This is a genomic window from Aurantimicrobium sp. INA4, assembly GCF_027924525.1.
Taxonomy (GTDB): Bacteria; Actinomycetota; Actinomycetes; order Actinomycetales; family Microbacteriaceae; genus Aurantimicrobium.
Map to the genome: position 1 here is coordinate 185,061 of NZ_AP027040.1, position 23,157 is coordinate 208,217.

At 55.5% G+C, this 23,157-nt stretch carries 29 protein-coding genes; 25 read left to right on the plus strand and 4 right to left on the minus strand.

Going from position 1 to position 23,157, the window contains the following annotated elements; translation table 11 throughout:
* From map to glmM, 11 genes are all read left to right on the plus strand, one after another.
* Nucleotides 1-846 carry a type I methionyl aminopeptidase gene (map, locus tag AINA4_RS00985; protein WP_281787129.1) on the plus strand — a complete coding sequence of 282 codons (846 nt, stop codon included), beginning with the start codon at nucleotides 1-3 and terminating at the stop codon, nucleotides 844-846.
* A 134-nt stretch (nucleotides 847-980) separates the two neighbouring features.
* Nucleotides 981-1,202, plus strand: a complete 222-nt coding sequence (gene infA / locus AINA4_RS00990; RefSeq protein WP_096382508.1) for a translation initiation factor IF-1 — start codon at nucleotides 981-983, stop codon at nucleotides 1,200-1,202.
* 60 nt (nucleotides 1,203-1,262) lie between these two features.
* On the plus strand, nucleotides 1,263-1,376 hold the full coding sequence (gene rpmJ / locus AINA4_RS00995) for a 50S ribosomal protein L36 (RefSeq protein ID WP_047561540.1): 114 nt from the start codon (nucleotides 1,263-1,265) through the stop codon (nucleotides 1,374-1,376).
* Nucleotides 1,377-1,542: 166 nt separating this feature from the next.
* On the plus strand, nucleotides 1,543-1,917 hold the full coding sequence (rpsM, locus tag AINA4_RS01000; RefSeq protein ID WP_096382505.1) for a 30S ribosomal protein S13: 375 nt from the start codon (nucleotides 1,543-1,545) through the stop codon (nucleotides 1,915-1,917).
* 44 nt (nucleotides 1,918-1,961) lie between these two features.
* On the plus strand, nucleotides 1,962-2,360 hold the full coding sequence (gene rpsK, locus AINA4_RS01005; RefSeq protein ID WP_096382503.1) for a 30S ribosomal protein S11: 399 nt from the start codon (nucleotides 1,962-1,964) through the stop codon (nucleotides 2,358-2,360).
* A gap of 81 nt (nucleotides 2,361-2,441) precedes the next feature.
* Nucleotides 2,442-3,434 (plus strand): DNA-directed RNA polymerase subunit alpha, encoded by a 993-nt coding sequence (locus tag AINA4_RS01010; RefSeq protein ID WP_096382500.1) that lies wholly within the window; start codon nucleotides 2,442-2,444, stop codon nucleotides 3,432-3,434.
* Between the two features lie 51 nt (nucleotides 3,435-3,485).
* Nucleotides 3,486-4,109, plus strand: a complete 624-nt coding sequence (gene rplQ, locus AINA4_RS01015) for a 50S ribosomal protein L17 (protein WP_281787130.1) — start codon at nucleotides 3,486-3,488, stop codon at nucleotides 4,107-4,109.
* A gap of 91 nt (nucleotides 4,110-4,200) precedes the next feature.
* Nucleotides 4,201-5,193, plus strand: coding sequence for a tRNA pseudouridine(38-40) synthase TruA (truA, locus tag AINA4_RS01020; protein WP_348773303.1), 993 nt, complete (start codon nucleotides 4,201-4,203; stop codon nucleotides 5,191-5,193).
* Between the two features lie 148 nt (nucleotides 5,194-5,341).
* On the plus strand, nucleotides 5,342-5,788 hold the full coding sequence (gene rplM / locus AINA4_RS01025; RefSeq protein WP_096382496.1) for a 50S ribosomal protein L13: 447 nt from the start codon (nucleotides 5,342-5,344) through the stop codon (nucleotides 5,786-5,788).
* Nucleotides 5,789-5,823: 35 nt separating this feature from the next.
* Nucleotides 5,824-6,315, plus strand: coding sequence for a 30S ribosomal protein S9 (gene rpsI, locus AINA4_RS01030; protein ID WP_114128477.1), 492 nt, complete (start codon nucleotides 5,824-5,826; stop codon nucleotides 6,313-6,315).
* A 28-nt stretch (nucleotides 6,316-6,343) separates the two neighbouring features.
* A complete protein-coding gene (gene glmM, locus AINA4_RS01035) occupies nucleotides 6,344-7,705 on the plus strand; it encodes a phosphoglucosamine mutase (protein WP_281787131.1) in 1,362 nt (453 codons plus the stop codon).
* A 49-nt stretch (nucleotides 7,706-7,754) separates the two neighbouring features.
* On the opposite strand, the gene AINA4_RS01040 is transcribed toward glmM, so the two are convergent.
* Nucleotides 7,755-8,147, minus strand: a complete 393-nt coding sequence (locus tag AINA4_RS01040) for a DUF6069 family protein (RefSeq protein WP_281787132.1) — start codon at nucleotides 8,145-8,147, stop codon at nucleotides 7,755-7,757.
* Nucleotides 8,148-8,194: 47 nt separating this feature from the next.
* Nucleotides 8,195-9,145 (minus strand): type I pantothenate kinase, encoded by a 951-nt coding sequence (coaA, locus tag AINA4_RS01045; RefSeq protein ID WP_281787133.1) that lies wholly within the window; start codon nucleotides 9,143-9,145, stop codon nucleotides 8,195-8,197.
* Between the two features lie 57 nt (nucleotides 9,146-9,202).
* Between coaA and glmS the strand changes: the two genes are divergently transcribed.
* Genes glmS through AINA4_RS01090 form a run of 9 tightly spaced genes read left to right on the plus strand, consistent with a single transcriptional unit; the run spans nucleotide 9,203 to nucleotide 15,830 of the window.
* Nucleotides 9,203-11,053 carry a glutamine--fructose-6-phosphate transaminase (isomerizing) gene (glmS, locus tag AINA4_RS01050; protein ID WP_281787134.1) on the plus strand — a complete coding sequence of 617 codons (1,851 nt, stop codon included), beginning with the start codon at nucleotides 9,203-9,205 and terminating at the stop codon, nucleotides 11,051-11,053.
* A gap of 6 nt (nucleotides 11,054-11,059) precedes the next feature.
* Nucleotides 11,060-11,419 carry a holo-ACP synthase gene (locus AINA4_RS01055; RefSeq protein ID WP_281787135.1) on the plus strand — a complete coding sequence of 120 codons (360 nt, stop codon included), beginning with the start codon at nucleotides 11,060-11,062 and terminating at the stop codon, nucleotides 11,417-11,419.
* Nucleotides 11,416-12,543, plus strand: a complete 1,128-nt coding sequence (gene alr, locus AINA4_RS01060) for an alanine racemase (protein ID WP_281787136.1) — start codon at nucleotides 11,416-11,418, stop codon at nucleotides 12,541-12,543. The genes AINA4_RS01055 and alr overlap by 4 nt, the downstream gene beginning before the upstream one ends.
* Nucleotides 12,543-13,016, plus strand: coding sequence for a tRNA (adenosine(37)-N6)-threonylcarbamoyltransferase complex ATPase subunit type 1 TsaE (gene tsaE / locus AINA4_RS01065; RefSeq protein ID WP_281787137.1), 474 nt, complete (start codon nucleotides 12,543-12,545; stop codon nucleotides 13,014-13,016). The genes alr and tsaE overlap by 1 nt, the downstream gene beginning before the upstream one ends.
* A complete protein-coding gene (gene tsaB / locus AINA4_RS01070; RefSeq protein WP_348773304.1) occupies nucleotides 13,013-13,654 on the plus strand; it encodes a tRNA (adenosine(37)-N6)-threonylcarbamoyltransferase complex dimerization subunit type 1 TsaB in 642 nt (213 codons plus the stop codon). The genes tsaE and tsaB overlap by 4 nt, the downstream gene beginning before the upstream one ends.
* Nucleotides 13,651-14,133, plus strand: coding sequence for a ribosomal protein S18-alanine N-acetyltransferase (rimI, locus tag AINA4_RS01075; RefSeq protein ID WP_281787138.1), 483 nt, complete (start codon nucleotides 13,651-13,653; stop codon nucleotides 14,131-14,133). Before tsaB ends, rimI begins: the two co-directional genes overlap by 4 nt.
* Nucleotides 14,133-15,188, plus strand: a complete 1,056-nt coding sequence (gene tsaD / locus AINA4_RS01080) for a tRNA (adenosine(37)-N6)-threonylcarbamoyltransferase complex transferase subunit TsaD (protein ID WP_281787139.1) — start codon at nucleotides 14,133-14,135, stop codon at nucleotides 15,186-15,188. The genes rimI and tsaD overlap by 1 nt, the downstream gene beginning before the upstream one ends.
* Nucleotides 15,189-15,197: 9 nt before the next feature.
* Complete coding sequence (locus AINA4_RS01085) at nucleotides 15,198-15,581, plus strand: DUF4190 domain-containing protein (RefSeq protein ID WP_281787140.1); 384 nt, start codon at nucleotides 15,198-15,200, stop codon at nucleotides 15,579-15,581.
* Between the two features lie 6 nt (nucleotides 15,582-15,587).
* A complete protein-coding gene (locus AINA4_RS01090; RefSeq protein WP_281787141.1) occupies nucleotides 15,588-15,830 on the plus strand; it encodes a DUF4190 domain-containing protein in 243 nt (80 codons plus the stop codon).
* A 46-nt stretch (nucleotides 15,831-15,876) separates the two neighbouring features.
* Here AINA4_RS01090 and AINA4_RS01095 read toward each other — a convergent pair whose 3' ends face one another.
* Nucleotides 15,877-16,221 carry a hypothetical protein gene (locus AINA4_RS01095; RefSeq protein ID WP_281787142.1) on the minus strand — a complete coding sequence of 115 codons (345 nt, stop codon included), beginning with the start codon at nucleotides 16,219-16,221 and terminating at the stop codon, nucleotides 15,877-15,879.
* 341 nt (nucleotides 16,222-16,562) lie between these two features.
* Nucleotides 16,563-17,753, minus strand: a complete 1,191-nt coding sequence (locus AINA4_RS01100) for a class I SAM-dependent methyltransferase (protein ID WP_281787143.1) — start codon at nucleotides 17,751-17,753, stop codon at nucleotides 16,563-16,565.
* Nucleotides 17,754-17,885: 132 nt separating this feature from the next.
* On the opposite strand from AINA4_RS01100, the gene groES reads away from it, so the two are divergent.
* From groES to AINA4_RS01125, 5 genes are all read left to right on the plus strand, one after another.
* Nucleotides 17,886-18,182 (plus strand): co-chaperone GroES, encoded by a 297-nt coding sequence (gene groES, locus AINA4_RS01105; RefSeq protein ID WP_096382469.1) that lies wholly within the window; start codon nucleotides 17,886-17,888, stop codon nucleotides 18,180-18,182.
* A gap of 84 nt (nucleotides 18,183-18,266) precedes the next feature.
* The gene (gene rarD / locus AINA4_RS01110) at nucleotides 18,267-19,214 is read left to right on the plus strand and encodes an EamA family transporter RarD (protein WP_281787144.1); all 948 of its coding nucleotides are present in this window, start codon (nucleotides 18,267-18,269) and stop codon (nucleotides 19,212-19,214) included.
* A gap of 81 nt (nucleotides 19,215-19,295) precedes the next feature.
* Nucleotides 19,296-20,102, plus strand: a complete 807-nt coding sequence (locus AINA4_RS01115; protein ID WP_280799343.1) for an ABC transporter substrate-binding protein — start codon at nucleotides 19,296-19,298, stop codon at nucleotides 20,100-20,102.
* A gap of 201 nt (nucleotides 20,103-20,303) precedes the next feature.
* Nucleotides 20,304-21,617, plus strand: a complete 1,314-nt coding sequence (locus tag AINA4_RS01120; RefSeq protein WP_281787145.1) for an ABC transporter substrate-binding protein — start codon at nucleotides 20,304-20,306, stop codon at nucleotides 21,615-21,617.
* A 226-nt stretch (nucleotides 21,618-21,843) separates the two neighbouring features.
* Complete coding sequence (locus AINA4_RS01125) at nucleotides 21,844-23,154, plus strand: ABC transporter substrate-binding protein (protein WP_096382457.1); 1,311 nt, start codon at nucleotides 21,844-21,846, stop codon at nucleotides 23,152-23,154.
* Nucleotides 23,155-23,157 lie beyond the last annotated feature (3 nt).

Sequence of the window (23,157 nt, forward strand, 5' to 3'; positions counted from 1 at the left end):
ATGGGTTTCCGCACCAACATTTATAAGTCCCCAGCACAGCTGAGGCTCATGGTTGAACCCGGACTCATCACTGCTGCCGCGCTCGATGCTGCTCGTCCACTCATTCGTGCTGGAGTCTCCACACTCGAGATTGACGCTGCTGCAGAGAAAGCCATTCGTGACCGTGGCGGCGAACCCAACTTCAAGCTTGTTCCTGGATACCGTCACACCGTGTGTGCCTCGGTGAACGACGAAGTCGTTCACGGCATTCCTGGCGGACGCATCCTTGAGCCAGGAGACATCGTCTCGATCGATGCCGGTGCTCAATACCAGGAATGGAATGGCGACTCCGCCATTACCGTGGTTGTTCCGGATCCCAGCCGTCCCGAGGTTGTGGCCGAGCGTGAACAGCTCTCGAAGATCACCGAAGGTTCTCTCTGGGCAGGTATTGCTCGCTTGGCCAAGGCCAAGTACCTCAACGAGGTGGGCGACGCCATCCAGGGCTACATCGAACTGGAAGGCATGAAGGTCGGCCACCGCTATGGCATCCTGACCGATTACATCGGTCACGGCATTGGCCGCGACATGCACGAAGCACCACCGGTGTTCAACTACCGCGTGAAGCAAAAGGGCCCTGAAGTGAAGCCTGGTTTGGTTGTTGCTATCGAACCCATGGTGGTCACCGGCAAGATCGACACCTACGTCGCCGAAGATGACTGGACCGTCATCACCGAGGACGGTGGCATGGCCTCGCACTGGGAACACTCGGTTGCTGTGCACAAGGATGGCATCTGGGTTCTCACTGCACATGATGGTGGGGCAGCAGGTTTGGCGCCCTTCGGTGTTGTCCCAACGCCGATTGCCTAAATCCGAGTTGGCTTTCTGCCCGAATATCACATAAGCTTGTACTTTGGTGTCTGTTGCCATGCCTTTGGCGTGTCGTCAGAAACCATATTGCAACCGCAAGACCAGTAATCCCCAATTAAGCGATAAGTGAGTATATGGCGAAAAAAGACGGCGTCATTGAGATCGAAGGAACGATCACAGAAGCGTTGCCAAATGCCATGTTCCGCGTTGAGCTAACCAACGGACACAAGGTACTTGCCCACATTTCGGGCAAGATGCGCCAGCACTACATCCGAATCCTCCCCGAGGACAAGGTCATCGTAGAGCTGAGCCCATACGACCTCACTCGTGGCCGTATCGTTTACCGCTACAAATAAGGATTCCTGAGAAGTAACGGCCTGCGTGCAGGTACGAAGACAGCGAAATAGGTAAGAAAAATGAAGGTTAACCCCAGCGTTAAGCCCATCTGCGACAAGTGCAAGGTTATTCGCCGCCACGGAAACGTCATGGTGATCTGCGAAAACCCTCGCCACAAGCAGCGCCAGGGCTAGTAACACCCCCACAGATTTTCACTCGCAAGAGTGAGAGACGCGGTTTCACCGCAACAACTGAAAAAAGCACTCCCAAGAATCTCAAGAAATTGAGAGGACACCTACGGTTGGAGGCCGTGGCACCGGGAATGCTCCACACCTCCACTACACACAAGGAGATGCCACCATGGCACGTCTTGCCGGAGTAGACATTCCACGCGAAAAGCGCGTGGAAGTTGCACTGACATACATCTACGGTGTTGGCCGTACGCGAGCTCTTAAGACTCTCGCCGACACCAAAATCAGCGGAGACATCCGCGTCAAGGACCTCACCGACGACCAGCTGGTCGCTCTGCGTGACTACATCGAAGGCAACTTCCGCGTAGAGGGTGACCTCCGCCGTGAAGTTCAGGCTGACATCCGCCGCAAGGTTGAGATCGGTAGCTACGAAGGTCTTCGCCACCGTAAGGGTCTGCCGGTTCGCGGTCAGCGCACCAAGACCAACGCTCGTACCCGCAAGGGACCAAAGCGTACCGTCGCCGGCAAGAAGAAGGCTAAGTAATCCGCGTAGGCGGGTACTAGCCCCATAAGGTTTTAGGAGAAATCATGGCAGCACCTAAGTCGGCAGTTCGCAAGCCGCGCAAAAAGGACAAGAAGAACGTAGCTGTGGGCCAGGCTCACATCAAGAGCACGTTCAACAACACCATCGTGTCAATCACTGACACCACTGGTGCCGTAATCAGCTGGGCATCGTCCGGTGGAGTTGGCTTCAAGGGTTCACGTAAGTCAACCCCGTTTGCCGCTCAGCTTGCAGCGGAGTCTGCAGCACGCCAGGCACAAGAGCACGGCATGAAGAAGGTAGACGTCTTCGTCAAGGGCCCCGGCTCTGGACGTGAAACCGCAATCCGTTCGCTTCAGGCCGCAGGCCTCGAGGTTGGATCGATCTCCGATGTGACCCCACAGGCTCACAACGGATGCCGTCCACCTAAGCGTCGTCGCGTTTAGTTTTCCCCCTCTTTCATAACTCAATAATTCATCGCTCACGCAAGTGTCATATATCGGACACTTAGCCGAAAGGAATACATAGTGCTCATTGCACAGCGCCCCACGCTTTCCGAAGAGAACATCTCCGAATACCGTTCACGTTTCATCATTGAACCGCTTGAACCAGGTTTCGGTTACACCCTCGGTAACTCTTTGCGTCGTACCCTGCTCTCCAGCATTCCTGGTGCAGCAGTAACCAGCATCCGTCTTGATGGCGTACTCCACGAGTTCTCCACCATCCCCGGTGTTAAGGAAGACGCAACTGAAATCATCCTGAACATCAAGTCTCTGGTTGTTTCCAGCGAGCACGACGAGCCCATCACCGCTTACTTGCGTAAGCAGGGTTCCGGTGTTGTCACCGCTGCAGACATCTCCGCACCTGCTGGTGTTGAGATCCACAACCCTGAGCTCGTGATCGCAACCCTGAACGACAAGGCAAAGTTCGAACTCGAACTGACCATCGAGCGTGGACGTGGATACGTCTCCAGCGCTCAGAACCGTTCAGAGTTCTCCGAGGCAGGTCAGATTCCTGTTGACTCGATCTACTCTCCCGTACTCAAGGTGACCTACCGCGTCGAGGCAACTCGTGCCGGTGAGCGCACTGACTTCGACCGTCTGGTTGTTGACGTGGAGACCAAGCCAGCTATCACTCCTCGTGACGCTATGGCTTCTGCTGGTCGTACCCTGACCGAGCTGTTCGGTCTGGCACGCGAGCTCAACACTGCTGCTGAAGGTATTGAGATCGGTCCTGCACCAGTAGACGCAGTCCTCAGCTCTGAGCTGTCGATTCCTGTTGAAGACCTCGACCTCTCTGTTCGTTCCTACAACTGCCTCAAGCGCGAAGGCATCAACACTGTTTCTGAGCTCGTAGCTCTGTCTGAAACTCAGTTGATGAACATCCGCAACTTCGGTCAGAAGTCGGTCGACGAGGTTCGCGACAAGCTCATTGAGATGGGTCTGTCTCTCAAGGATTCTGTCCCCGGATTCGACGGAGCACACTTCTACGGTGGCTTCGACGACGACGAGAACATCTAAGCGACGTCTCTTTTAGACACGTCACAGTATTGATTTACGGAGATATAGAAAATGCCTACCCCAACTAAGGGTCCACGCCTCGGAGGCGGTCCTGCACACGAGCGCTTGATGCTCGCGAACATGTCCGTTTCCTTGTTCACACACAAGTCGATCAAGACCACCGAGACTAAGGCAAAGCGCCTGCGTCCCGTGGCTGAGCGTCTCATCACGTTTGCAAAGCGTGGAGACCTTCACGCACGTCGCCGTGCACTGTCGATCCTGCGTAACAAGGAAGCCGTTCACATCCTTTTCGCTGAAATCGCTCCACTGGTTGCTGAGCGTGAGGGCGGTTACACCCGCATCACCAAGCTCGGTTACCGCAAGGGTGACAACGCTCCTCTGGCACAGATCGAGCTCGTGCTCGAGCCAGTCAACAAGAAGCCTGCCAAGGCAAAGGCTGCTAAGGCTGAGGCTCCTAAGGCAGCAGCAGCTCCTGCAGCTGAGGTTGTTGAAGAGGTCGTTGTTGACGAGGTGACCGAAGAGGTCGCAGTAGACGCTGCCGGTGAAGCAGAAGTTGAAACCGTTGTAGAAGAAACCGTTGCAGAGGTTGTTGAAGAAGCACCCGCTGCAGAGGAAGCACCAGCAGCTGAAGAAGCTCCTGCAGCTGACGAGGCTCCTGAAGAGGAAGCTAAGTAGTTTTCACACAGAACATGTTCGAAGCCCCGGTGTTTATCGCCGGGGCTTCGAACGTTAACTCTGCTGTGTTTGAGACTTTAGACTCATAGACGTGAATGAGGAAGCAACAGAGAATGACGTCCTAGAGGACGACTTTTCTGACCTCATTCCTGTTGATGGTGTTGTTCGGCTTCGTTTGGACTTTGGCTATGACGGCACCGACTTTGCCGGCTGGGCTAAACAGCCAGGTTTGCGCACGGTGGAAGAAACTATGGAGCACGCCTTTGCGCAGGTGTTGCGCATGGATGTTTCCCCACGCATCGTGGTTGCCGGTCGCACCGATGCCGGTGTTCATGCCGCCGGCCAGGTCGCTCATATTGATGTTCCCCTCGAGCAGCTCATTCGGGTTTCTTTTTCCCGGGTTGAACGCCGTGAACTCCAAGAGCAGGGCGGCATTCCCTTCGTGGATGGCCTGCCTCAGGTTCCCCACTCCATGCTGCATGCACTGATGCGCCGCGTGGACGGATCAATGGGACGCAATGCGGATGTGGTGATCAATAAGGTCACGGTCGCACCTGCAGGTTTTGATGCCCGCTTTTCTCCTCTGGCCAGACGGTATGAATACCGTCTGGCTGATGGCCTTGAGCACTTGAACCCCATCGACCGGCGCAGAACTGCCTTTCACTTCTATCCGCTGGATGTGGTTGCCATGAACGAGGCTGCCGAGATGATGCTGGGGTTGCGCAATTTCAGTGCGTTTTGTCGCCCCCGCCCTGGTGCCACCACGATTCGTGAATTGCAAGAGTTCCACTGGGAACGCGATGAGCACGGGGTGATCGTCGCACAGCTGCAAGCAGATGCGTTCTGTCACTCTATGGTGAGATCTCTTGTGGGCGCGTGTGTGGCGGCAGGGTCGGGAACACACTCCTTGGATGCCATCGAGGATTTGCGCGATAAAGGTGATCGTACGAGCGTGTTTAAGGTCATGCCCGCCCACGGTTTGACCTTGACCCAGATTATTTACCCGCCAGATGATGAGGTGTGCCAGCGGGCAGACCTTACTCGCAGCCGTCGCGAATTGACCGACGACGCTCCCATAGCGTAAATTAGACCCTTGGTGCTTGTTCTCTATGGACAGGCCGCCGAAGTTGAGCCCTCGACTGACGGGTTCTGCAAGCGAGATACTGCTTTCAGAACGCGACGACTGAGCGGGATACACGGACCACTCATTTCGACAAGAAAGCAGTATTACTGTGACTCGTACCTTTACGCCTAAGGCTGGAGAAGTTACACGCGGCTGGGTCATCATTGACGCAACCGACGTTGTTCTTGGACGCCTCGCCTCTCACGCAGCAACCATCCTGCGTGGAAAGAACAAGCCCACCTACACTCCTCACATGGACATGGGTGACTTCGTCATCATCATCAACGCAGACAAGGTTGTCCTCACCGGCAACAAGGCTGCACAGAAGAAGGCTTACCGCCACTCTGGTTACCCAGGTGGTTTGACCGCTACTACCTACACCGATCTGCTCGAGAAGAACCCTGAGCGCGCAGTCGAGAAGGCTATCCGTGGCATGCTCCCCAAGACTTCTTTGGGACGTGACCAGTTCCGCAAGCTCAAGGTCTACCGTGGCGCAGAGCACCCTCACGCTGCACAGCAGCCCAAGGTATACACCCTCACTCAGGTAGCTCAGTAGAGCCTCGAAGATTCAGATAAAGGATTAGAAAAATCATGGCGGACAACGCAGAAATCGAGACCGAGACCGAAGAGGTCACCGAGTACTCAACCGAAACTCCTGTTGCAGCAGCTCCTAAGGCTCCTCGCGCAGTTCTCAACGTTCCAGGTGCAGCTGTAGGTCGTCGCAAGCAGGCTATTGCTCGCGTACGCCTCGTACCCGGTTCCGGCACCATCACGGTCAACGGCCGTGAGCTTGCTAACTACTTCCCCAACAAGCTGCACCAGCAGCTCATCAACGACCCCTTCACCGTGCTTGAGCTCGGTGGCGCATACGACGTTGTCGCACGCATCACCGGTGGTGGCCCTTCCGGTCAGGCTGGCGCACTGCGTCTTGCTATTGCTCGCGCACTGAACGAGATTGACCGCGACAACAACCGCGCGACCCTCAAGAAGGCGGGCTTCTTGACTCGTGACGCACGCGTCATCGAGCGCAAGAAGGCTGGTCTGAAGAAGGCTCGTAAGGCTTCACAGTTCTCGAAGCGTTAATCTCGCTTCTGTACTGAACGACTGTCCCTTGGCACGTCTATTCGGCACGGACGGTGTCCGAGGCTTAGCAAACCGTGAACTCACGGCAGATCTAACCTTGGCACTGGCCCAGTCGGCTGCGGTGGTTCTCACCAGCGGTCGCAGAGCCGAGGCTAGACGAGCTGAGGGACGTCGTGCTACAGCGGTCATTGCACGTGACCCTCGTATCTCGGGTGAATTCCTCACCGCGGCGTTATCTGCCGGGTTAGCGAGCTCGGGTATTGACGTTCTCGATGCGGGTGTTATCCCAACCCCCGCAGCTGCCTACCTGGTGAGCTCGATCGGTGCGGACTTTGGTGTGATGGTTTCTGCCTCACACAACCCCGCTCCTGATAACGGCATCAAGTTCTTTGCTTTCGGCGGAACGAAGCTTCCCGATGAGGTCGAAGACCGCATCGAAGCTGCGTTAGACGCCGATCACCTGCTGCCCACCGGTGGTGAGGTTGGTCGTATTCGTCGCTTCGCAGATGCTGAAGACCGTTACGTTATTCACCTGCTGGGCACCCTGCCCAACAAACTCAATGGCCTACACGTGGTGTTGGACTGTGCTCACGGTGCAGCCTCGGCAATCTCTCCCGAGGTCTTCACCGATGCCGGTGCCAAGGTCACCGTCATCGCGGCAGACCCAGACGGATTAAACATCAACGACGGTGTGGGCTCCACCCACCTCGACGTGGTCGCTGCTGCCGTGGTTGCTCACGGTGCTGATATCGGTATTGCACACGATGGTGACGCGGATCGCTGCCTGGCTGTTGATGCACAGGGGAACGTTGTCGATGGCGACCAGATCATGGCGATCCTCGCGGTGTCCATGAAAGAACGCGGTCACCTCAAGAACGACACTCTCGTTGCCACTGTGATGAGCAACCTTGGCCTGCACAAAGCCATGGAGAAGCACGGCATCAGAGTCATCCAGACTGCTGTGGGAGACCGCTACGTTCTCGAGGGCCTTGCCGAACACGATGCTTCCTTAGGTGGCGAACAGTCTGGCCATGTCATCATGACCGAATACGCCACCACTGGTGACGGAATTTTGACCGGTTTGCACCTGGTTGCAGAAATGGCCCGCACCGGCAAGACCATTGCTGAGCTCGCCTCAGTGATGACTGTCTACCCTCAGATTCTGGTCAACGTCCGCGGTGTTGATCACCAGGCGCTTTCTGGAAACACCGTTATCGAGGACGCAGTCAAGGCAGCTGAAGCAGAACTAGCCGACACTGGCCGTGTTCTGCTGCGTCCTTCGGGAACCGAGCCTATGGTTCGTGTCATGGTCGAAGCAGCCGATCAGGCAACTGCTGACCGTCTGGCACACAGCCTCGCTGATGTGGTCAAGGCAGAGCTTTCGCTCTAAGTACACAAGCGGGGCCTCAGTAAAGAGACCCCGCAAAATTGTGTGCAGATCAGTTAGCTGAACGCTTGATCCCGAGGAACCAGCCCAAGCCGGCGACGATGTGCATGGCTGCAAGAACGATTCCCGTAGTCATATCAACGGCAACCATGAGCGGGCTTGCTATTGAAACCAAGGCAAAAACAAGACCAAGCCATGCTGCGACATTCACAAACTTGGGTGCCTTTTTCCCAATGAGCCAGGTGATAAATCCAGCAATGAGGAGGGGTGTCACTGTCGAGCCAAAAGCTGCAAAGAAGGGGATCTCAAGAAGTGCAGGGCTATTGACGGCCATAGCTCCTCCCAATGCACCACCTACAAAAAAGAGCACAAGGTTGATTGCTCCAGCAATCAGAGCAAATACGGCAAAGCGTCCATATCGAAATGGGGCGGTTGAGCTAGACATCACTGACCTTTCTAAGAATGAGCAAAGAAAGCTTATTGGTCTACTGACTAAATCTTGCGCAGCAAGACGGTGGAGACTGCGTGGTTTGCTGACTTGCGCAGCACCAAGGTTGCACGTGAGCGCGTAGGGCGAATGTTTTCTTCCAGGTTGGGAAGGTTAATGCGCTCCCAGAAATCTTGGGCTGTTGCCCGAGCTTCTTCTTCGGACAGCTGTGAGTAGCGATGGAAGTAGGAGTCGGGGTCAGTGAAGGCACCACGTTGCAGGCTGAGGAATCTTTCCTGATACCAAGCGGCAATATCTGCCGTGCGGGCATCAACATAGATCGTGAAGTCGAAGAGGTCACTCACCGCTAAGCCACCGCGGGCGGGAGGCTGCAATACGTTGAGGCCTTCCACAATGAGCACGTCAGGCTGGCGCACCACAATCTCTTCATCAGGGAGGATGTCGTAGCTCAGGTGGGAATACACCGGAGCGGTAGCTTCTTCAGCACCGCTTTTAATCTTGCTCACAAAACGCAACAGAGCACGGCGGTCATAGCTTTCAGGGAAACCTTTGCGATCTAAGATTCCGCGGCGGAACAATTCCGCATTGGGGTAGAGGAATCCATCGGTGGTGACCAGTTCCACCCGGGGAGTGTCCTCCCAGCGAGCCATGAGCATTTGCAGCAGGCGTGCCACCGTCGATTTCCCCACGGCGACCGAGCCGGCCACACCAATGACAAACGGAGTTGTCGTGGCGCGCTCGCCGAGGAAATCGGTGGTGTCCCGGTGCAGCTTGCGTGCCCCGGTGGCATAGATGGAGAGCAACCTGCTCAGTGGAAGGTAAACATCCTCGACTTCTTTGAGATCGAGGCGGTCACCCAGACCACGAAGACTTTCAATATCTGCCTCGGTGAGGGGAGCTTTGGTCGTGGGCGCCAACTCAGCCCACTCTGCCCTGGAGATTTCCACAAAGGGGGTGGTGTGCGTATTGATTGCGCCGGTGTGCTCTAGCCTCACCTGCCTATTCTGCCCTAAACCAGGCAAATGCCGCTCGTGAACTAAACTAGAACTCTTATGTGTGGAATCGTGGGTTACGTCGGTCAGCAAGACACTCTTGCCGTTCTTTTGGGCGGTCTGAAGCGTCAGGAGTACCGCGGATATGACTCTGCCGGTATTGCTGTGCTCACCGAATCGGGGGCAATTGAAACAGCAAAGAAGGCAGGAAAGCTGCAGGCACTGGTTGACCTGTTAGAAACCAGCCCTGTCTCAGCAGGCCACACCGGTATTGGTCACACTCGCTGGGCTACCCACGGTGGACCCACCGATGTGAACGCTCACCCGCACTTAGGTGACGGCGGCAACCTTGCCCTCATTCACAACGGCATCATTGAAAACTTTGCTGAAATCAAAGTCGAGCTTCTTGCTAAGGGCTATGAGTTTGTCTCAGAAACGGACACCGCAGTGGCGGCTGTTTTGCTCGGAGATGTGTACCGCGAGGTCGGTGACCTGCGCGAAGCAATGCGCTTGGTAGTCAACCGCCTCGAGGGTGCATTTACTCTGCTGGCAGTTCACACTGATGCTCCGCACCAGATTGTTGCGGCCCGCCACAACTCACCTCTGGTGATTGGTTTGGGTGAGGGAGAAAACTTCCTCGGTTCCGACGTTGCCGCCTTCGTTGAATACACTCACCGCGCTGCCGCAGTTGGTCAGAACCAGGTTGTCAGAATTACTCCAGAGACTGTGGAGGTCATCGACTTCGACGGTAACCCTGTTGCGATCGAAGAGTACGAGATTGCCTGGGATGCCTCCGCTTCCGATAAGGGTGGCTGGTCGTCCTTCATGGCCAAAGAAATCACCGAGAACCCCGACGCGGTAGCGAACACTGTTCGCGGACGCGTCGTGGATGGACTCGTTGAGGTTCCTGAACTCACTGAACTCGGTGATGATGTCTTGAACGGCATCAACCGCATCATCTTGGTTGCCTGTGGCACTGCTTCTTATGCCGGTATGGTCGGCGCCTATGCCATCGAGCAATGGGCACGCATTCCGGTCGAAGTTCAGCTCTCCCACGAGTTCCGGTACCGTGACCCCGTGATTACCCCAGAGACGCTCATCATTTCGATCAGCCAGTCTGGTGAAACCATGGACACCCTGATGGCGGTCAAATATGCCCGCGAACAGGGTGCCCGCACCATTTCGGTGTGTAACACCCAGGGTGCAACTATTCCTCGCGAATCTGATGCTGTGGTCTACACCCACGCAGGCCCCGAGGTTGCTGTTGCCTCCACCAAAGCCTTCGTTGCACAGATCACTGCGCTCTATTTGATCGGCCTGCACATTGCGCGCTCGAAGAATACCGTGGATGAGAAGGAACTGCGCCGTTTAGCTACTGACCTCCAGGCGTTGCCTGCCAAGGTCACCAAGGTGTTAGAAACTGGCGAAAAGATTTCACAGCTGGCTAAGTGGATGAGTGACACCCCTTCGGTGTTATTCCTCGGTCGCCACGTGGGATACCCCATCGCGTTGGAGGGTGCCCTCAAGCTCAAAGAGCTTGCCTACATCCACGCTGAAGGTTTTGCTGCCGGTGAGCTCAAGCACGGTCCCATTGCTCTCATTGATCACGGTCAGCCCGTGTTCGTGATTGTTCCTAGCCCCCGCGGTTCAGCACTGATTCACTCCAAGGTTGTTTCCAACATCCAGGAAATTCGTGCGCGTGGTGCTCGGGTGATTGCCATTGCGGAGCAGGGCGATGCTGCTGTTCTTCCCTATGCCGATGAGGTCATTCAGATTCCTCTGGCAGACCCCATGTTTGAACCCATCCTCGCTGTTGTTCCACTGCAGATCTTCGCCATGGAACTGGCAGATGCTAAGGGCTTGGATGTTGACCAGCCACGTAACCTGGCCAAGTCGGTCACGGTCGAATAGACGCTCATGATCATGGGAGTGGGCGTCGACATCGTCGACATCGCTCGCTTTGAGCGGGCGCTTGAGCGCACCCCCAAACTTGCGGAACGACTCTTTGTCGAATCGGAACGTGAACTTCCCGCACACTCTTTAGCGGGCCGGTTCGCAGCCAAGGAAGCTCTCATTAAAGCTTTCGGCGGCTCAGGTTCGATGACCTTCCACGACATGGTTGTTATCAAAGACCAGCTGGGCAAGCCTTCCTTTGACTTGAGTGGGGCAGCTGCCCAGATGGCACACGAACGGGGAATAACCTCGGTGCACCTGTCTATTTCGCATGACGCCGATGCTGCTGTTGCGTTCGTTGTTGCCGAAGGCAGTGCCGCATGAGCCACACACCGTTTCGCATTGCCCGCGTTAACACCGATGCCATAGCTGGCAACGTTCGACGCATCCGGGAGATCACCGGCGTGGACGATGTTTTGATTGTGGTCAAAGCTAATGCCTATGGCCATGGCATGGTTCCTGCAGCCCGTGCAGCGTTAGCCGGCGGTGCAACTTGGTTGGGCACAGCAGATATTGGCGAGGCACTTACCCTCCGCGAGGCAGGAATCACCGCACCGGTGCTGTGTTGGATTCATGCTCCGGATGAAACCTTCGACGAAGCAGTTGAGGCAGACATCACCTTAGGCGTTGCCTCAGTTGCGCAACTAAACGCCATCGTGGTGGCCGGACATCGTGCACACAAAACCCCACGCGTTCACCTCAAATTGGACACCGGGCTCAGCCGTAATGGTGCCAGCCCAAACCAGTGGGATGCGTTTTTCCACACCGCTGCCGAACTGCATGCCTCGGGAGATCTTGTCGTTGAGGGTGTGATGAGTCACCTCTCCAACACCACCCCAGAAGATGACCTCGAACAGCTCAAGTTCTTTCAGGTGGGGATCTCTGAGCTGGCAGATGCCGGGATTGAACCTCCCTATGTTCACTTAGCTGCCTCTTTGGCAGCGCTGACGCTTGCTGAGACACGATTCAATATGGTTCGTTCAGGAATTGCTGCCTATGGCATTGGACCCACAGAGGAACACCGCCCAGAACAGTTTGGTCTCACCCCGGCAATGACGCTCGAGGGACGTGTGGTGGCAGTTCGTCGCGTTCCCGAGAACACGGGTGTGAGCTACGGTTACCTGCACCGCACGCCACACGAGAGCACCCTGGCGTTGATCCCGTTTGGCTATGGTGATGGCATCAACCGTGACGCGTCAATGAATGGCCCGGTCTTGCTCAATGGATCTACTTATCCAGTGGCGGGCCGTATTGCGATGGATCAGTTCCTGGTGAATGTGGGGGATGACCCTGTTGCGGTGGGAGACCACGTGGTGCTCTTTGGCAACCCTGAGCTCGGCCACCCTTCTGTGCATGACTGGGCTGCTGCTGCCGGATCTATCGGCTATGAGATTGTGACCAGGCTGATTCCTACGCGCCTGGACTACATCTATGAAGGCCAGGTCTAATGCTGGGCACACGCACCATTTCCACTCCGGAAGAGATGCATGAGCTCGGTCTCGAGATTGGCCAAGAGCTTCGTGCCGGAGACGTTCTTGTGTTGACTGGCCCCTTAGGCGCGGGCAAGACCACGCTCACACGCGGTATTGGTGAAGGCCTGCAGGTTCGCGGACCTGTTACCTCTCCCACTTTCGTTCTTGCCAGAACCCACCCCAGCCTGATCGACGGTGCACCCTTGGTACACGTCGATGCCTATCGCTTGAATAGCGCCGTTGAACTCGATGATCTCGATATCGACTTTGCCAACTCGGTCGTCATTGTTGAGTGGGGTGCCGGCATGCTTGACGGCATCGTGGACTCTTGGCTCGATGTTGTTATTGAGCGCCCCGAGGGCGGCCAAGCTGGTGAGCTCGGTGAGGAACTCGTCGAGCCACGTCATGTCACCCTTACCGGGCACGGGGCACGGTGGGAGAAATCATGACCACCATCATTCTTGCCATTGACACCTCTGCGGGAACAAGCGTTGCCCTGGTCAGTCAGGGTCGTGTTCTCTCTTCCCGCTCCACTCCCGACACCATGCGTCATGCCGAAGTGGTGGGGCCATTCATTCAGGAGGTTCTCACCGAGGCTGGAGTGCAGGCAGAGAACGTAAGTCACGTAGCTGCAGGGATGGGGCCTGGCCCGTTCACCGGTCTTCGTGTGGGGATTGCTGCCGCCGATGCGTTCGCATTCGGTGCCGGGGCAATCCTGTTGCCCATGGTGAGCCATGACGCTGTTGCTGCTGAACATTTCGCACATAGTCATGAACCTGTTCTGGTGGTCACCGATGCGCGGCGGAAGGAATTGTTCTGGAGTGCGTACTCCCAGAACACGGACGGAATACCTGCCCGGGTAGAGGGCCCCGCTCTCGCGAAAGCCGCTGAAGTGCCAGAGGCAGAAGGCCTCCGGTTGGATGCTCGTGAAGTTCACGCCGAGTGGTTGGGTCTCGTTGCAGAAGCAATGCTGACCCACGGAAAAGAGTTCCCTCCAGCAACGGCAGTGTATTTACGCTCACCTGATGTAACCATGAGCAACGGGCCCAAAAGGGTTGTCCAAGAAATGCGTGGAGGTCAGAAATGATTAACAGCATTGTCTTGCGCCAGGCGGGCATCGACGATGTACCCGCCATTATGGAGATAGAAACACCGGTGTTCGGCGAGGAGGCCTGGTCTGTTGACGCCATGGCTCGTGATGTTGCCGATCACAACTGTTTCTATCTCATCGCTGAAGCACACACCGATGCGTTAGGTGGAGACCCGCTCCTGGTGGGTTACGCAGGCTTGCTCGCTCCGAAAGGTTCTGGCGATGGTGATATCCAAACCATTGCTGTTCATCCAGATTTCCGCAGCCACGGTCTTGGCCGCCGGCTCATGGAAGCTCTCTTAAAAGAAGCAGAAGCGCGCCATGCGCGCCGCATCTTCTTAGAGGTGCGAGCAGATAATCCTCACGCAATCGCGTTGTATTCCTCGTTGGGCTTTGAAGAGATTGCGGTGCGCCCGGGCTACTACCAACCCGAAGGTGTGGATGCGGTCATCATGAAGAAGGGGGCAGATCTGTGATGAATAGAGAAGCACCCCTCGTTTTGGGTATTGAGACCAGCTGTGATGAGACCGGTATAGGTATTGTTCGTGGCCGCGAACTGTTAGCAAATGTCATTGCTTCCTCGATGGATGAGCATGCTCGCTATGGTGGCGTGGTTCCCGAGGTTGCTGCTCGTGCACACTTGGAAGCTTTACGCCCCGCCCTCACCGAAGCTGTTGCCACGGCAGGCATCGAGCTCACAGATCTCGATGCAGTTGCCGTCACGAGCGGACCAGGCCTTGCAGGTGCTCTCATGGTGGGAGTCGGTGCAGCTAAAGCTTTGGCACTTTCGCTGGATAAACCGCTGTATGCCGTCAACCACTTGGTTGGCCACGTGGGAGCAGATGTTCTGGGCGAAGACGGCCCCCTGGAATATCCCACCATCGCGCTTCTTGTCTCCGGCGGTCACACCTCGTTGCTTCTTGTGAAAGACCTCACCTCGGATGTGGTGATGCTCGGTGAAACCATCGATGATGCAGCTGGTGAAGCCTTCGACAAAGTCGCACGAATCCTGGGCCTCCCCTACCCTGGCGGTCCCCACATCGACCGCATTGCCGCCGACGGAGACCCGAAAGCGATCCGCTTCCCCCGAGGGCTCACGCTGCCTAAGGACATGGACAAGCACCGCTATGACTTCTCCTTCTCTGGTTTGAAAACTGCTGTGGCCAGGTGGGTGGAAGTGCGCCGGGATGCTGGAGAAGAAATACCCGTAGCTGATGTTGCAGCCAGCTTCCGCGAAGCAGTAGTAGACGTATTGACGGCCAAAGCTATTGCAGCCTGCCAAGACTATGGCGTTCCCCGCCTGTTACTGGGCGGCGGAGTTGTCGCCAATGCTCGCCTGCGCGAAGTGGCAAGCCAGCGGGCAGAAGCTGCCGGTGTTGAGTTGAGAATTCCTGCATTCTCACTGTGCACCGATAACGGCGCCATGATTGCTGCGCTTGCGTCAGAGCTCATTATGGAAGGCGCTCAGCCCTCCTCACTGAGTTTTGGAGCTGACAGCACACTCCCAGTTACAGACATCCACGTTCATTAGAATTAAGTCATGACAGAAAAAGCACCAAAGACATCTAAGCCTGCAACCAAGGCAGCAGCGGCAAAGCCTGCTGCGGCGGAGACTGCAGCTCCAGCCGCACCAGCCGTGACCGTTGTCTCGTCTCAGAAGACCAACACTCTTGCGATTGTTGCCCTCGTGTCAGGTATCGTCGGCCTGACCTTCATCCCTTTCTTGGCCAGCATCGTTGCTGTGGTCACCGGCCACATGGCTCGCGCTGAGGTTCGCCGCACTGGTGAGCAGGGTGCAGGTCTTGCACTAGCTGGCTTGATCATGGGTTATGTCGGTATCGGCCTTGCCGTGATTGTTATCTCCCTGCTCTTTGCATTCCTGGGCGTTGTTATTGCCTCAGGCATGGGAAATTACTACTACTAAATCCTCATGACCTCACCGACCGAACACAAGCTCACGGGCTACAACCCGTGGGCATTTGTGTCGTTGGCGTGTGTGCTGTTTCTTGTGCTCGGCATCTTTGCGGTCATCTTTGGCAACAAGGCCTTGCGTGAAATCAAACAAACCGGTCAGCGTGGAGCAAAGCTTGCCCAGCTCGGCGTTGCCCTCGGTGCAGTTGAGATTGTCTCAGGAGTGATTGTTCTCACAGCAATACTGGCAATTTCGTTCTAGTAGCCAAAACAAATCAGTCGGCGGGCAACGCTGCCTGCGCTCAGCATCACCATTTGATGAGCTGTTGCTCCACAAAGTTGTATTCGGCTGTCTCTTGGCCTGTGATGACATAGTCGTTGCTCTCCCAGCCAGGAGTGAATCCACCCGCTGCGTGAATTGCCGAACGGATTGTTGCCATTGCTAAAGCCGCGGCCTCGTCAAAGGTGTTGGCCTGAGCTGAGGAATTGATGCACACAAAACCAGTCTTGATTGTGGCGACGTAGTCAGAATCTGAAATACGGGCGTCAGCAGTTTCGATGGCCATCAATGCAGTCATCACCTGATCGAGGTGGTTATCGAGATCCATTTCACCGGTGACAAAGAAACTCACCGAAACACGAACTGTTTCCATTTCTATTTCCTTCCCCGGTTAACGAAACATGTTGTTCGTTCTAAGTATCTCAAAATGTTTTTCGCATAGTGAGGGTTGCTTGGCGTCAGATGAATACCTGTCTGATGCTTTTCAGGACAAGGACAAAACGCCCTGTAGTACGTCGGCGGATTCTTTATTCGCCAACCCTGGTCATCCAGCATCAACAACAGAGCCTGTAACTCTTTAGTGGTGTGCTTCTTCCAATACCCATTGCGGCGAACCATGCGGTAACCATAAGGTTCCAGCTGGAACTACCCGTTTGCTGGCGTGACAACTGTGAGTGGTTAAGGAGAAATCAGAACTGTGGACAACAGGGGGAGTTAGTTCACCCGCTGGGCTAGGAGTGCGACTCTGCGCTCGCCGAGGCGAGTAAGTAACAATGTTGCAGATTCCGGTCCAGAGAGTTTGAGTTTCTTTCGGAACTCTGCCGGGTCGATATCAACACCGCGCTTCTTGATTTCCAGGGTGCCGATGTTGCGCTTGCTTAGTTCAGTAGCAAGCTGCTTCACGTCTAAGGGGAATTGCTGATGAATTTCGAAGGCAGTAGCAAAAGGGGAGTGGACTAACGTCTCACTGCTCATGTAGGCAATGTGTTCATCGATCATGTGAGCACCAAGTGAGCGAGCTAGGTCACCGATGAGGCGGGCACGAATCACAGCACCGTCAGGTTCGTAGAGGTATTTGCCCAGAGGCCCCACTTCAGCATCTGCAGAGTCTGCTGCTGCGGTGAGCTCATGCATTCCCTCTGGAGTCATGATCAAGGCGCTGCGGGTTATGCCTTCCCTCGCGAGGGGGCCAAACCACAACCCCAGTTCCACGACATCTCCTCCAACAGAAACCCACTGGGCTTCACAATTATCTGGAATGAGGTCACGATCAAAGCCAGGGCCTAGTTTGATCCCGGTCGGCAGCTGCGCTGCGAGACCGAATGCAAAATCAAGAGACGGCGAATAGTCTTCAGACTTCGTCAAGCGACTGGTGTTGCTGTGACCGGAGGTCCTGCGGGCAGGATCGAGATAAACACCCTCGATGCCGGTGAGGTCTGCTTCTTCGGCGGTGCCGTGAGAAACTGTTGCTTCGGGGAAGGCGCTGAGGTTCACTACGGCAATGGCAGCGGTCACTTCATCGGCATCCACTGCATGAACGGTCAGTCCAGCCCCAGCAAATGCAAGCGCATCTGCCCCAATTCCACACCCCAGATCAGCAACGCGAGTGAGCCCTGCGCGAACAAAACGACCGGCATGGAGTGCCGCCACAGGCAACCTGGTTGCCTGTTCGAGGCCTGCCTCGGTGAACAACATCGTGGAGGCAAAGTCTCCGAACTTTGCTTGAGCTTTAGCTCGCAACTTGGCTTGGGTAAGCACCGAAGCCACTAATGACGCGGAATTTCCGGCTTTGCGCAACTCTGAGACGATCTTGAGTACGTCTGTCGTCGAGGAATACTCGGGCAAAGAATTCAGGAGAGCGAGCCCCTCGGGGGTGAGCAGTTCGCGTAGTTCAGCACTCTCCATGAGAGTAAACCTACCAAGGGATGAATTGGCACTCACATTGCGCGAGTGCTAATTGCCGTCTAGACTTGACCTCAGTACACGAACTGAATGTGTACTCCATTACTTACTTCCCGTTCAAGAAAGAGGTCAACCGTGTCGGTCGCCATTAAGCCGCTCGAAGATCGCATTGTTATCAAGCAGGTAGAAGCCGAGCAGACCACTGCTTCTGGTCTCGTCATTCCTGACACTGCTAAGGAAAAGCCCCAGGAGGGTGTTGTCGTTGCAGTAGGCCCCGGCCGCATCGACGACAACGGTAACCGTGTTCCTCTGGACATCGCCGAAGGTGACAAGGTTATCTACTCCAAGTACGGCGGAACCGAAGTAAAGTACGCCGGTGAAGAGTACCTCGTACTCTCCGCTCGTGACGTTCTCGCTATCGTTGTTCGCTAACACAAACTCACTAGTGTGGGCCCCGGTTTTCCGGGGCCCACACTGTTTAACCTCTCGGGCTATTCACAGGAGTAGTCTCGAATAATGACTTCTCCAGCTGCACCTGCACCCGAGAAGCTCTCCCGCTCCGGTTTGCTCTATGCCTTCGGCGCATATGGGCTGTGGGGTTTGTTCCCGCTGTACTTCCTCACCTTGGAACCTGCGACGCCTTTTGAGGTGGTCGGCTATCGCATCCTGTTCTCTCTTGTCTTCTGCGTTTTCTTAATTGCGGTCTCGAGGAAATGGCGACAACTTGTTGTCATTTTGAAACAGCGCAAGCTCATGCTCACCTTGGGTGTGGCAGCAGTGCTGATTTACATCAACTGGCAGGTCTTCATCCTGGCGGTGCTCAGTAACCAGATCGTCGAGTCGTCACTGGGCTACTTCATCAATCCCATCGTCACGGTTGTCTTGGGTGTGCTTGTTCTGCGGGAGAAACTGCGCCGGATGCAATGGGTTGCCGTAGGCATCAGCTTTGTTGCCGTCATCGTATTGACCGTGAGCTATGGAGCCATTCCGTGGATCTCGCTCACGTTGGCAACGTCCTTTGGTTTGTATGGCCTGATCAAGAAACGCACCGGCGTCTCGGTCGATGCCATTAGCGGTCTCACTATTGAGACCATGTGGATGACGCCGGTCGCGATCATTCAACTCATGATTGTTTCCAACCTGGTTGGACTTTCCTTCTTTGGTTATGGTCTTACCCACACTCTTCTGCTTGCTTCAGCTGGTGTGGTCACCGCGGTGCCACTGATCATGTTTGGTGCAGGTGCACGCCGCCTGCCGTTGACCGCTATTGGTTTGATTCAATACTCCACACCTGTGTTCTCGTTCTTAATGGCCGTCTTCGTGCTTCATGAGCCCATGCCACCGGTGCGCTGGGTGGGCTTCTTCATCATTTGGGTGGCGCTGATTGTGCTCACCACAGACATGCTGCGCCACGGCAAGGCGAACCGCCTTGCTCGCGCAGCTGAAGAACTCACTATCGAATAGAGCGCGTGCCATCAAAGCGAACCCGCACAGTGCTCGGTACTGTGGAGGCGGTAGTTAGTCGTTCACAGAAATGGGTACATCGTGGGTCTGAATAAGATTGCCGCCACAATCGTTGCAGGTGCGCTTGCACTCACGTTGGCTGGATGCTCCGGCGGTGAGGTCACACCCACTGCTACCCCGACTCCCGTGAAGCCCTCTGGTGATGGTGTGCTGCGCATCGGCGACATGACTCCTGTCACCGGCGACCTCGCTGCCTACTCTGCTTCTCAAGCTGCCGGTATCGAACTTGCTGTTCGTGAAATCAACGAACAGGGTGGCTACAACAAGGTTCCCGTTGAGGTCCTCCACCGCAACGCCGGTGACGGCGATGCGGCTGCAACAGAAGCCAGCTTCAACGATCTGGTCTCTCGTGGCGTAGACGTCATTATTGCCCCTGCCTCCACTGGTGTTGCAGAAACCTTGGCCGAGCTGGTGGCTAAGAACGACGCCAACGTGGCCATCGTCTCGATTGCCACCAAGGACAATGCACCCAAGGGGGCGACGGTTACTGCCGTGAAAGCAGATGACGCTTTCGTTGCACAACTGAAGAGCTCCGACCCTTCCGTGACCGAATATGGCTACGGCGCTGAGTCCTATGACCTCACTATTGCGTCAGCCCTGGCAGCAACTGTGTCCAAGGATGACGGTGGAGCCTCAATTACTCAGGGTCTCATTGCTGTGACCAACCAGGCCGGCTTCAAGTGCACCAGCTACGGCATGTGTGTCTCGGCTGTCAACGACAAACAAGCCATCAACTACGTGGGGCCTGCAGGCCAGATTAACTACGACACTGAAACCGGTGTTGCCTACTTTGGCAAGACCATCGTCGTAGAGAAGAAGAAAAAGTAGTCTTCGGCGCACAATTCAGGCGCCATTTGCACAATTTGTGCGCATAATCTGCGCAATATGACTATTTCTTTCGGTGTCTAACAGTTTGTTACCGAGTTGTAACCCGGAAATGTTGTTTCAGGAAACATCTCTCGCCTAGTTTGGTAGTACAACGAAGTGCGTCCTGCGCGCTTCGACTCATATAAATCACCAAGGAGTACCATGCGAGAAATTTCTCTCCGCACTCGTGCACTCGGTGGTCTGGCTCTCGCAGCTACGTCAGCATTGGTGCTGGCTGGTTGTGCGTCTGGATCTTCCGACAGTGGCTCGAAGGACGCTGCATACACCGCAGCTGACTGTGCCGCTGACAGCACCAGCGAAAACACCTTCAAGGTAGGAACTATCCTCCCCGTAACCGGTTCGCTTGCGTTCCTCGGCCCACCCGAAATTGCTGGTGTTGGCCTTGCAGTAGCTGACATCAACGCTGCTGGCGGCGTAAACGGTATGGACGCTTGCCTCTACCAGACTGACTCTGGTGACTCAAGCGACATGTCTGTTTCTACCGCTTCAGCTGAAGACCTCATCAAGCAGAAGGTTTCTGTTGTAATTGGTGCAGCATCTTCGAGTGTTTCTCTCAACGTTGTTGACTCGTTCACCGAGGCTGGCATTGTGCAGATCTCTCCTGCTAACACCTCTGCAGCACTTTCTGGCTACAGCCCCTTCTACTTCCGTACTGCACCACCAGACACCGTTCAGGGTTCTGCTCTCGGTCAGCTGATCGTCGGTGACGGAAACTCAACTGTTGCATTCCTCGTATTCAACGACTCCTACGGAACCGGTCTTCGTGACTCGACCGAAGCTGCAATCGTTGAAGGTGGCGGAAGCGTTGTTTACGGTGGAACCGGTAAGGGCCAGGAGTTCCCTCCTGCTCAGACCACCTTCTCCTCCGAAGTAACTGCAGCACTTGCAACCAACCCTGACGCTCTTGTTGTCATCGCATTCGATGAGACCAAGGCAATCATCCCCGAGCTCGTAGCTCAGGGCTGGACCATGGCTAACACCTACTTCACCGATGGAAACACCGGATCCTTCGAGAAGGACTTTGAAGCAGGTACCCTCGAAGGTGCTCAGGGAACCATCCCTGGTGCAGCTCCTTCGGACGAGCTGAAGGCACTCCTCGGCAAGTACTGGTCTGATGTTCAGGGCGAAGAGCTCACTGACTTCAGCTACGCTGCTGAGTCCTACGACTCGACCGTTCTTGCAGCTCTCGCTGCAACCTTGGGTGGCGACAACAGCCCAGCAACTATCCAGGCTAACCTGGCTGCAGTTTCTGGTGCTAACGGCGGCGAAAAGTGCACCACTTACACCGCTTGTGTCGACCTGATCAAGGCTGGCAAGGACATTCAGTACCAGGGTCCATCTTCGGTTGGTCCTTTCAACGACAAGAATGACCCATCCTCCGCGTTCATCGGTATCTACAAGTACAACGATGTCAACGTTCCAGTATGGGCATCTGCTGTTGAGGGTAAGTCCTAAGCAGTAATTGCACAGTAAACAGCACCCCCGGTCTTCGGACCGGGGGTGCTGTTCTTTCATCCCATGGAATATTTCGGAGGACGTCTTTCCGTCATTTCCCCGACTTAGCAGGGATGTTGTGTCGTGTGGCTCCGAACGATTCAGATAAATGAAAAACGATTAATCTCATTCGTATTACCGTGAGGTGGGTTTGCTCTCTGCAGGCCCCTAATCAAAGAGGAGCATTATGCGTGAACTTTCACTCCGCACACGTGCGCTCAGTGGTCTAGCTCTCGCAGCAACGTCAGCACTCGTGCTGGCAGGTTGTGCAAGCGGATCTTCTGACAACGCATCTGGCGCGACATACGCCGCTGCTGATTGTGCTGCAGACAGCACCAGCGACAACACCTTCAAGGTTGGAACTTTGCTTCCCACCACCGGTAACCTAGCGTTCCTCGGCCCACCTGAAATTGCTGGTGTTGGTCTCGCAGTAGCAGACATCAACGCAGCAGGTGGCGTCAACGGTACCGACGCATGTGTTTACAACACCGACTCTGGTGACTCTAGTGACATGTCTGTATCTACTGCATCTGCAGAAGACCTCATTCAGCAGAAGGTGTCCTTCGTTCTTGGTGCTGCATCCTCGAGTGTGTCTCTTAACGTTGTTGACGCCATCACCGAAGCAGGCATCGTTCAGATCTCTCCTGCAAACACCGCAGCAGCACTGTCTGGCTACAGCCCCTTCTACTTCCGTGTTGCACCACCAGACACCGTTCAGGGTAACGCTCTCGGTCAGCTCATCACCGGTGACGGAAACTCCAGCGTTGCATTCCTCGTCTTCAACGACTCCTACGGAACCGGTCTTCGTGACTCGACCGAAGCAGCTATCAATGAAGCAGGTGGAGAAGTTGTTTACGGCGGTCAGGGCAAGGGCCAGGAATTCCCTCCCTCTCAGACCACCTTCTCTTCTGAGGTCACCGCAGCTCTGTCTGCAAACCCAGATGCACTCGTTGTGATCGCATTCGATGAGACCAAGGCAATCATCCCCGAGCTTGTTGCTCAGGGCTGGGACATGGCTAACACCTACTTCGTTGACGGTAACACCAGCTCATTCGAAGCAGACTTCGAAGCCGGCACACTTGAGGGTGCTCAGGGAACCATCCCTGGTGCAGCTCCCTCAGACGAGCTCAAGGCTCTGCTGACCAAGTACTGGTCTGACGTGCAGGGTGAAGAACTCACTGACTTCATCTACGCAGCAGAATCCTACGACGCAACCATGCTTGCAGCTCTCGCTGCAACCAAGGGTGGCGACAACACCCCAGCAACCATCCAGGCAAACCTGGCTGCTGTTTCTGGTGCTAACGGCGGCGAGAAGTGCACCACCTTCGCAGCCTGTGTTGACCTGATCAAGGCTGGTAAGGAAATTCAGTACCAGGGTCCATCTTCGATTGGTCCCTTCAACGAACTGAACGACCCATCCTCCGCATTCGTTGGTATTTACCAGTTCAACAACAAGAACGTTCCCATCTGGGCAACAGCTGTTGAGGGTAAGTCCTAACAA

Coding starts and splice junctions, on each gene's coding strand:
- map (WP_281787129.1), top strand. CDS start 1: ATGGGTTTCCGCACCAACATTTATAAGTCCCCAGCACAGCTGAGGCTC.
- infA (WP_096382508.1), top strand. CDS start 981: ATGGCGAAAAAAGACGGCGTCATTGAGATCGAAGGAACGATCACAGAA.
- rpmJ (WP_047561540.1), top strand. CDS start 1,263: ATGAAGGTTAACCCCAGCGTTAAGCCCATCTGCGACAAGTGCAAGGTT.
- rpsM (WP_096382505.1), top strand. CDS start 1,543: ATGGCACGTCTTGCCGGAGTAGACATTCCACGCGAAAAGCGCGTGGAA.
- rpsK (WP_096382503.1), top strand. CDS start 1,962: ATGGCAGCACCTAAGTCGGCAGTTCGCAAGCCGCGCAAAAAGGACAAG.
- rplQ (WP_281787130.1), top strand. CDS start 3,486: ATGCCTACCCCAACTAAGGGTCCACGCCTCGGAGGCGGTCCTGCACAC.
- rpsI (WP_114128477.1), top strand. CDS start 5,824: ATGGCGGACAACGCAGAAATCGAGACCGAGACCGAAGAGGTCACCGAG.
- AINA4_RS01040 (WP_281787132.1), bottom strand. CDS start 8,147: ATGTCTAGCTCAACCGCCCCATTTCGATATGGACGCTTTGCCGTATTT.
- glmS (WP_281787134.1), top strand. CDS start 9,203: ATGTGTGGAATCGTGGGTTACGTCGGTCAGCAAGACACTCTTGCCGTT.
- AINA4_RS01055 (WP_281787135.1), top strand. CDS start 11,060: ATGATCATGGGAGTGGGCGTCGACATCGTCGACATCGCTCGCTTTGAG.
- alr (WP_281787136.1), top strand. CDS start 11,416: ATGAGCCACACACCGTTTCGCATTGCCCGCGTTAACACCGATGCCATA.
- tsaE (WP_281787137.1), top strand. CDS start 12,543: ATGCTGGGCACACGCACCATTTCCACTCCGGAAGAGATGCATGAGCTC.
- tsaB (WP_348773304.1), top strand. CDS start 13,013: ATGACCACCATCATTCTTGCCATTGACACCTCTGCGGGAACAAGCGTT.
- rimI (WP_281787138.1), top strand. CDS start 13,651: ATGATTAACAGCATTGTCTTGCGCCAGGCGGGCATCGACGATGTACCC.
- tsaD (WP_281787139.1), top strand. CDS start 14,133: ATGAATAGAGAAGCACCCCTCGTTTTGGGTATTGAGACCAGCTGTGAT.
- AINA4_RS01085 (WP_281787140.1), top strand. CDS start 15,198: ATGACAGAAAAAGCACCAAAGACATCTAAGCCTGCAACCAAGGCAGCA.
- AINA4_RS01090 (WP_281787141.1), top strand. CDS start 15,588: ATGACCTCACCGACCGAACACAAGCTCACGGGCTACAACCCGTGGGCA.
- AINA4_RS01095 (WP_281787142.1), bottom strand. CDS start 16,221: ATGGAAACAGTTCGTGTTTCGGTGAGTTTCTTTGTCACCGGTGAAATG.
- AINA4_RS01100 (WP_281787143.1), bottom strand. CDS start 17,753: ATGGAGAGTGCTGAACTACGCGAACTGCTCACCCCCGAGGGGCTCGCT.
- rarD (WP_281787144.1), top strand. CDS start 18,267: ATGACTTCTCCAGCTGCACCTGCACCCGAGAAGCTCTCCCGCTCCGGT.
- AINA4_RS01120 (WP_281787145.1), top strand. CDS start 20,304: ATGCGAGAAATTTCTCTCCGCACTCGTGCACTCGGTGGTCTGGCTCTC.
- AINA4_RS01125 (WP_096382457.1), top strand. CDS start 21,844: ATGCGTGAACTTTCACTCCGCACACGTGCGCTCAGTGGTCTAGCTCTC.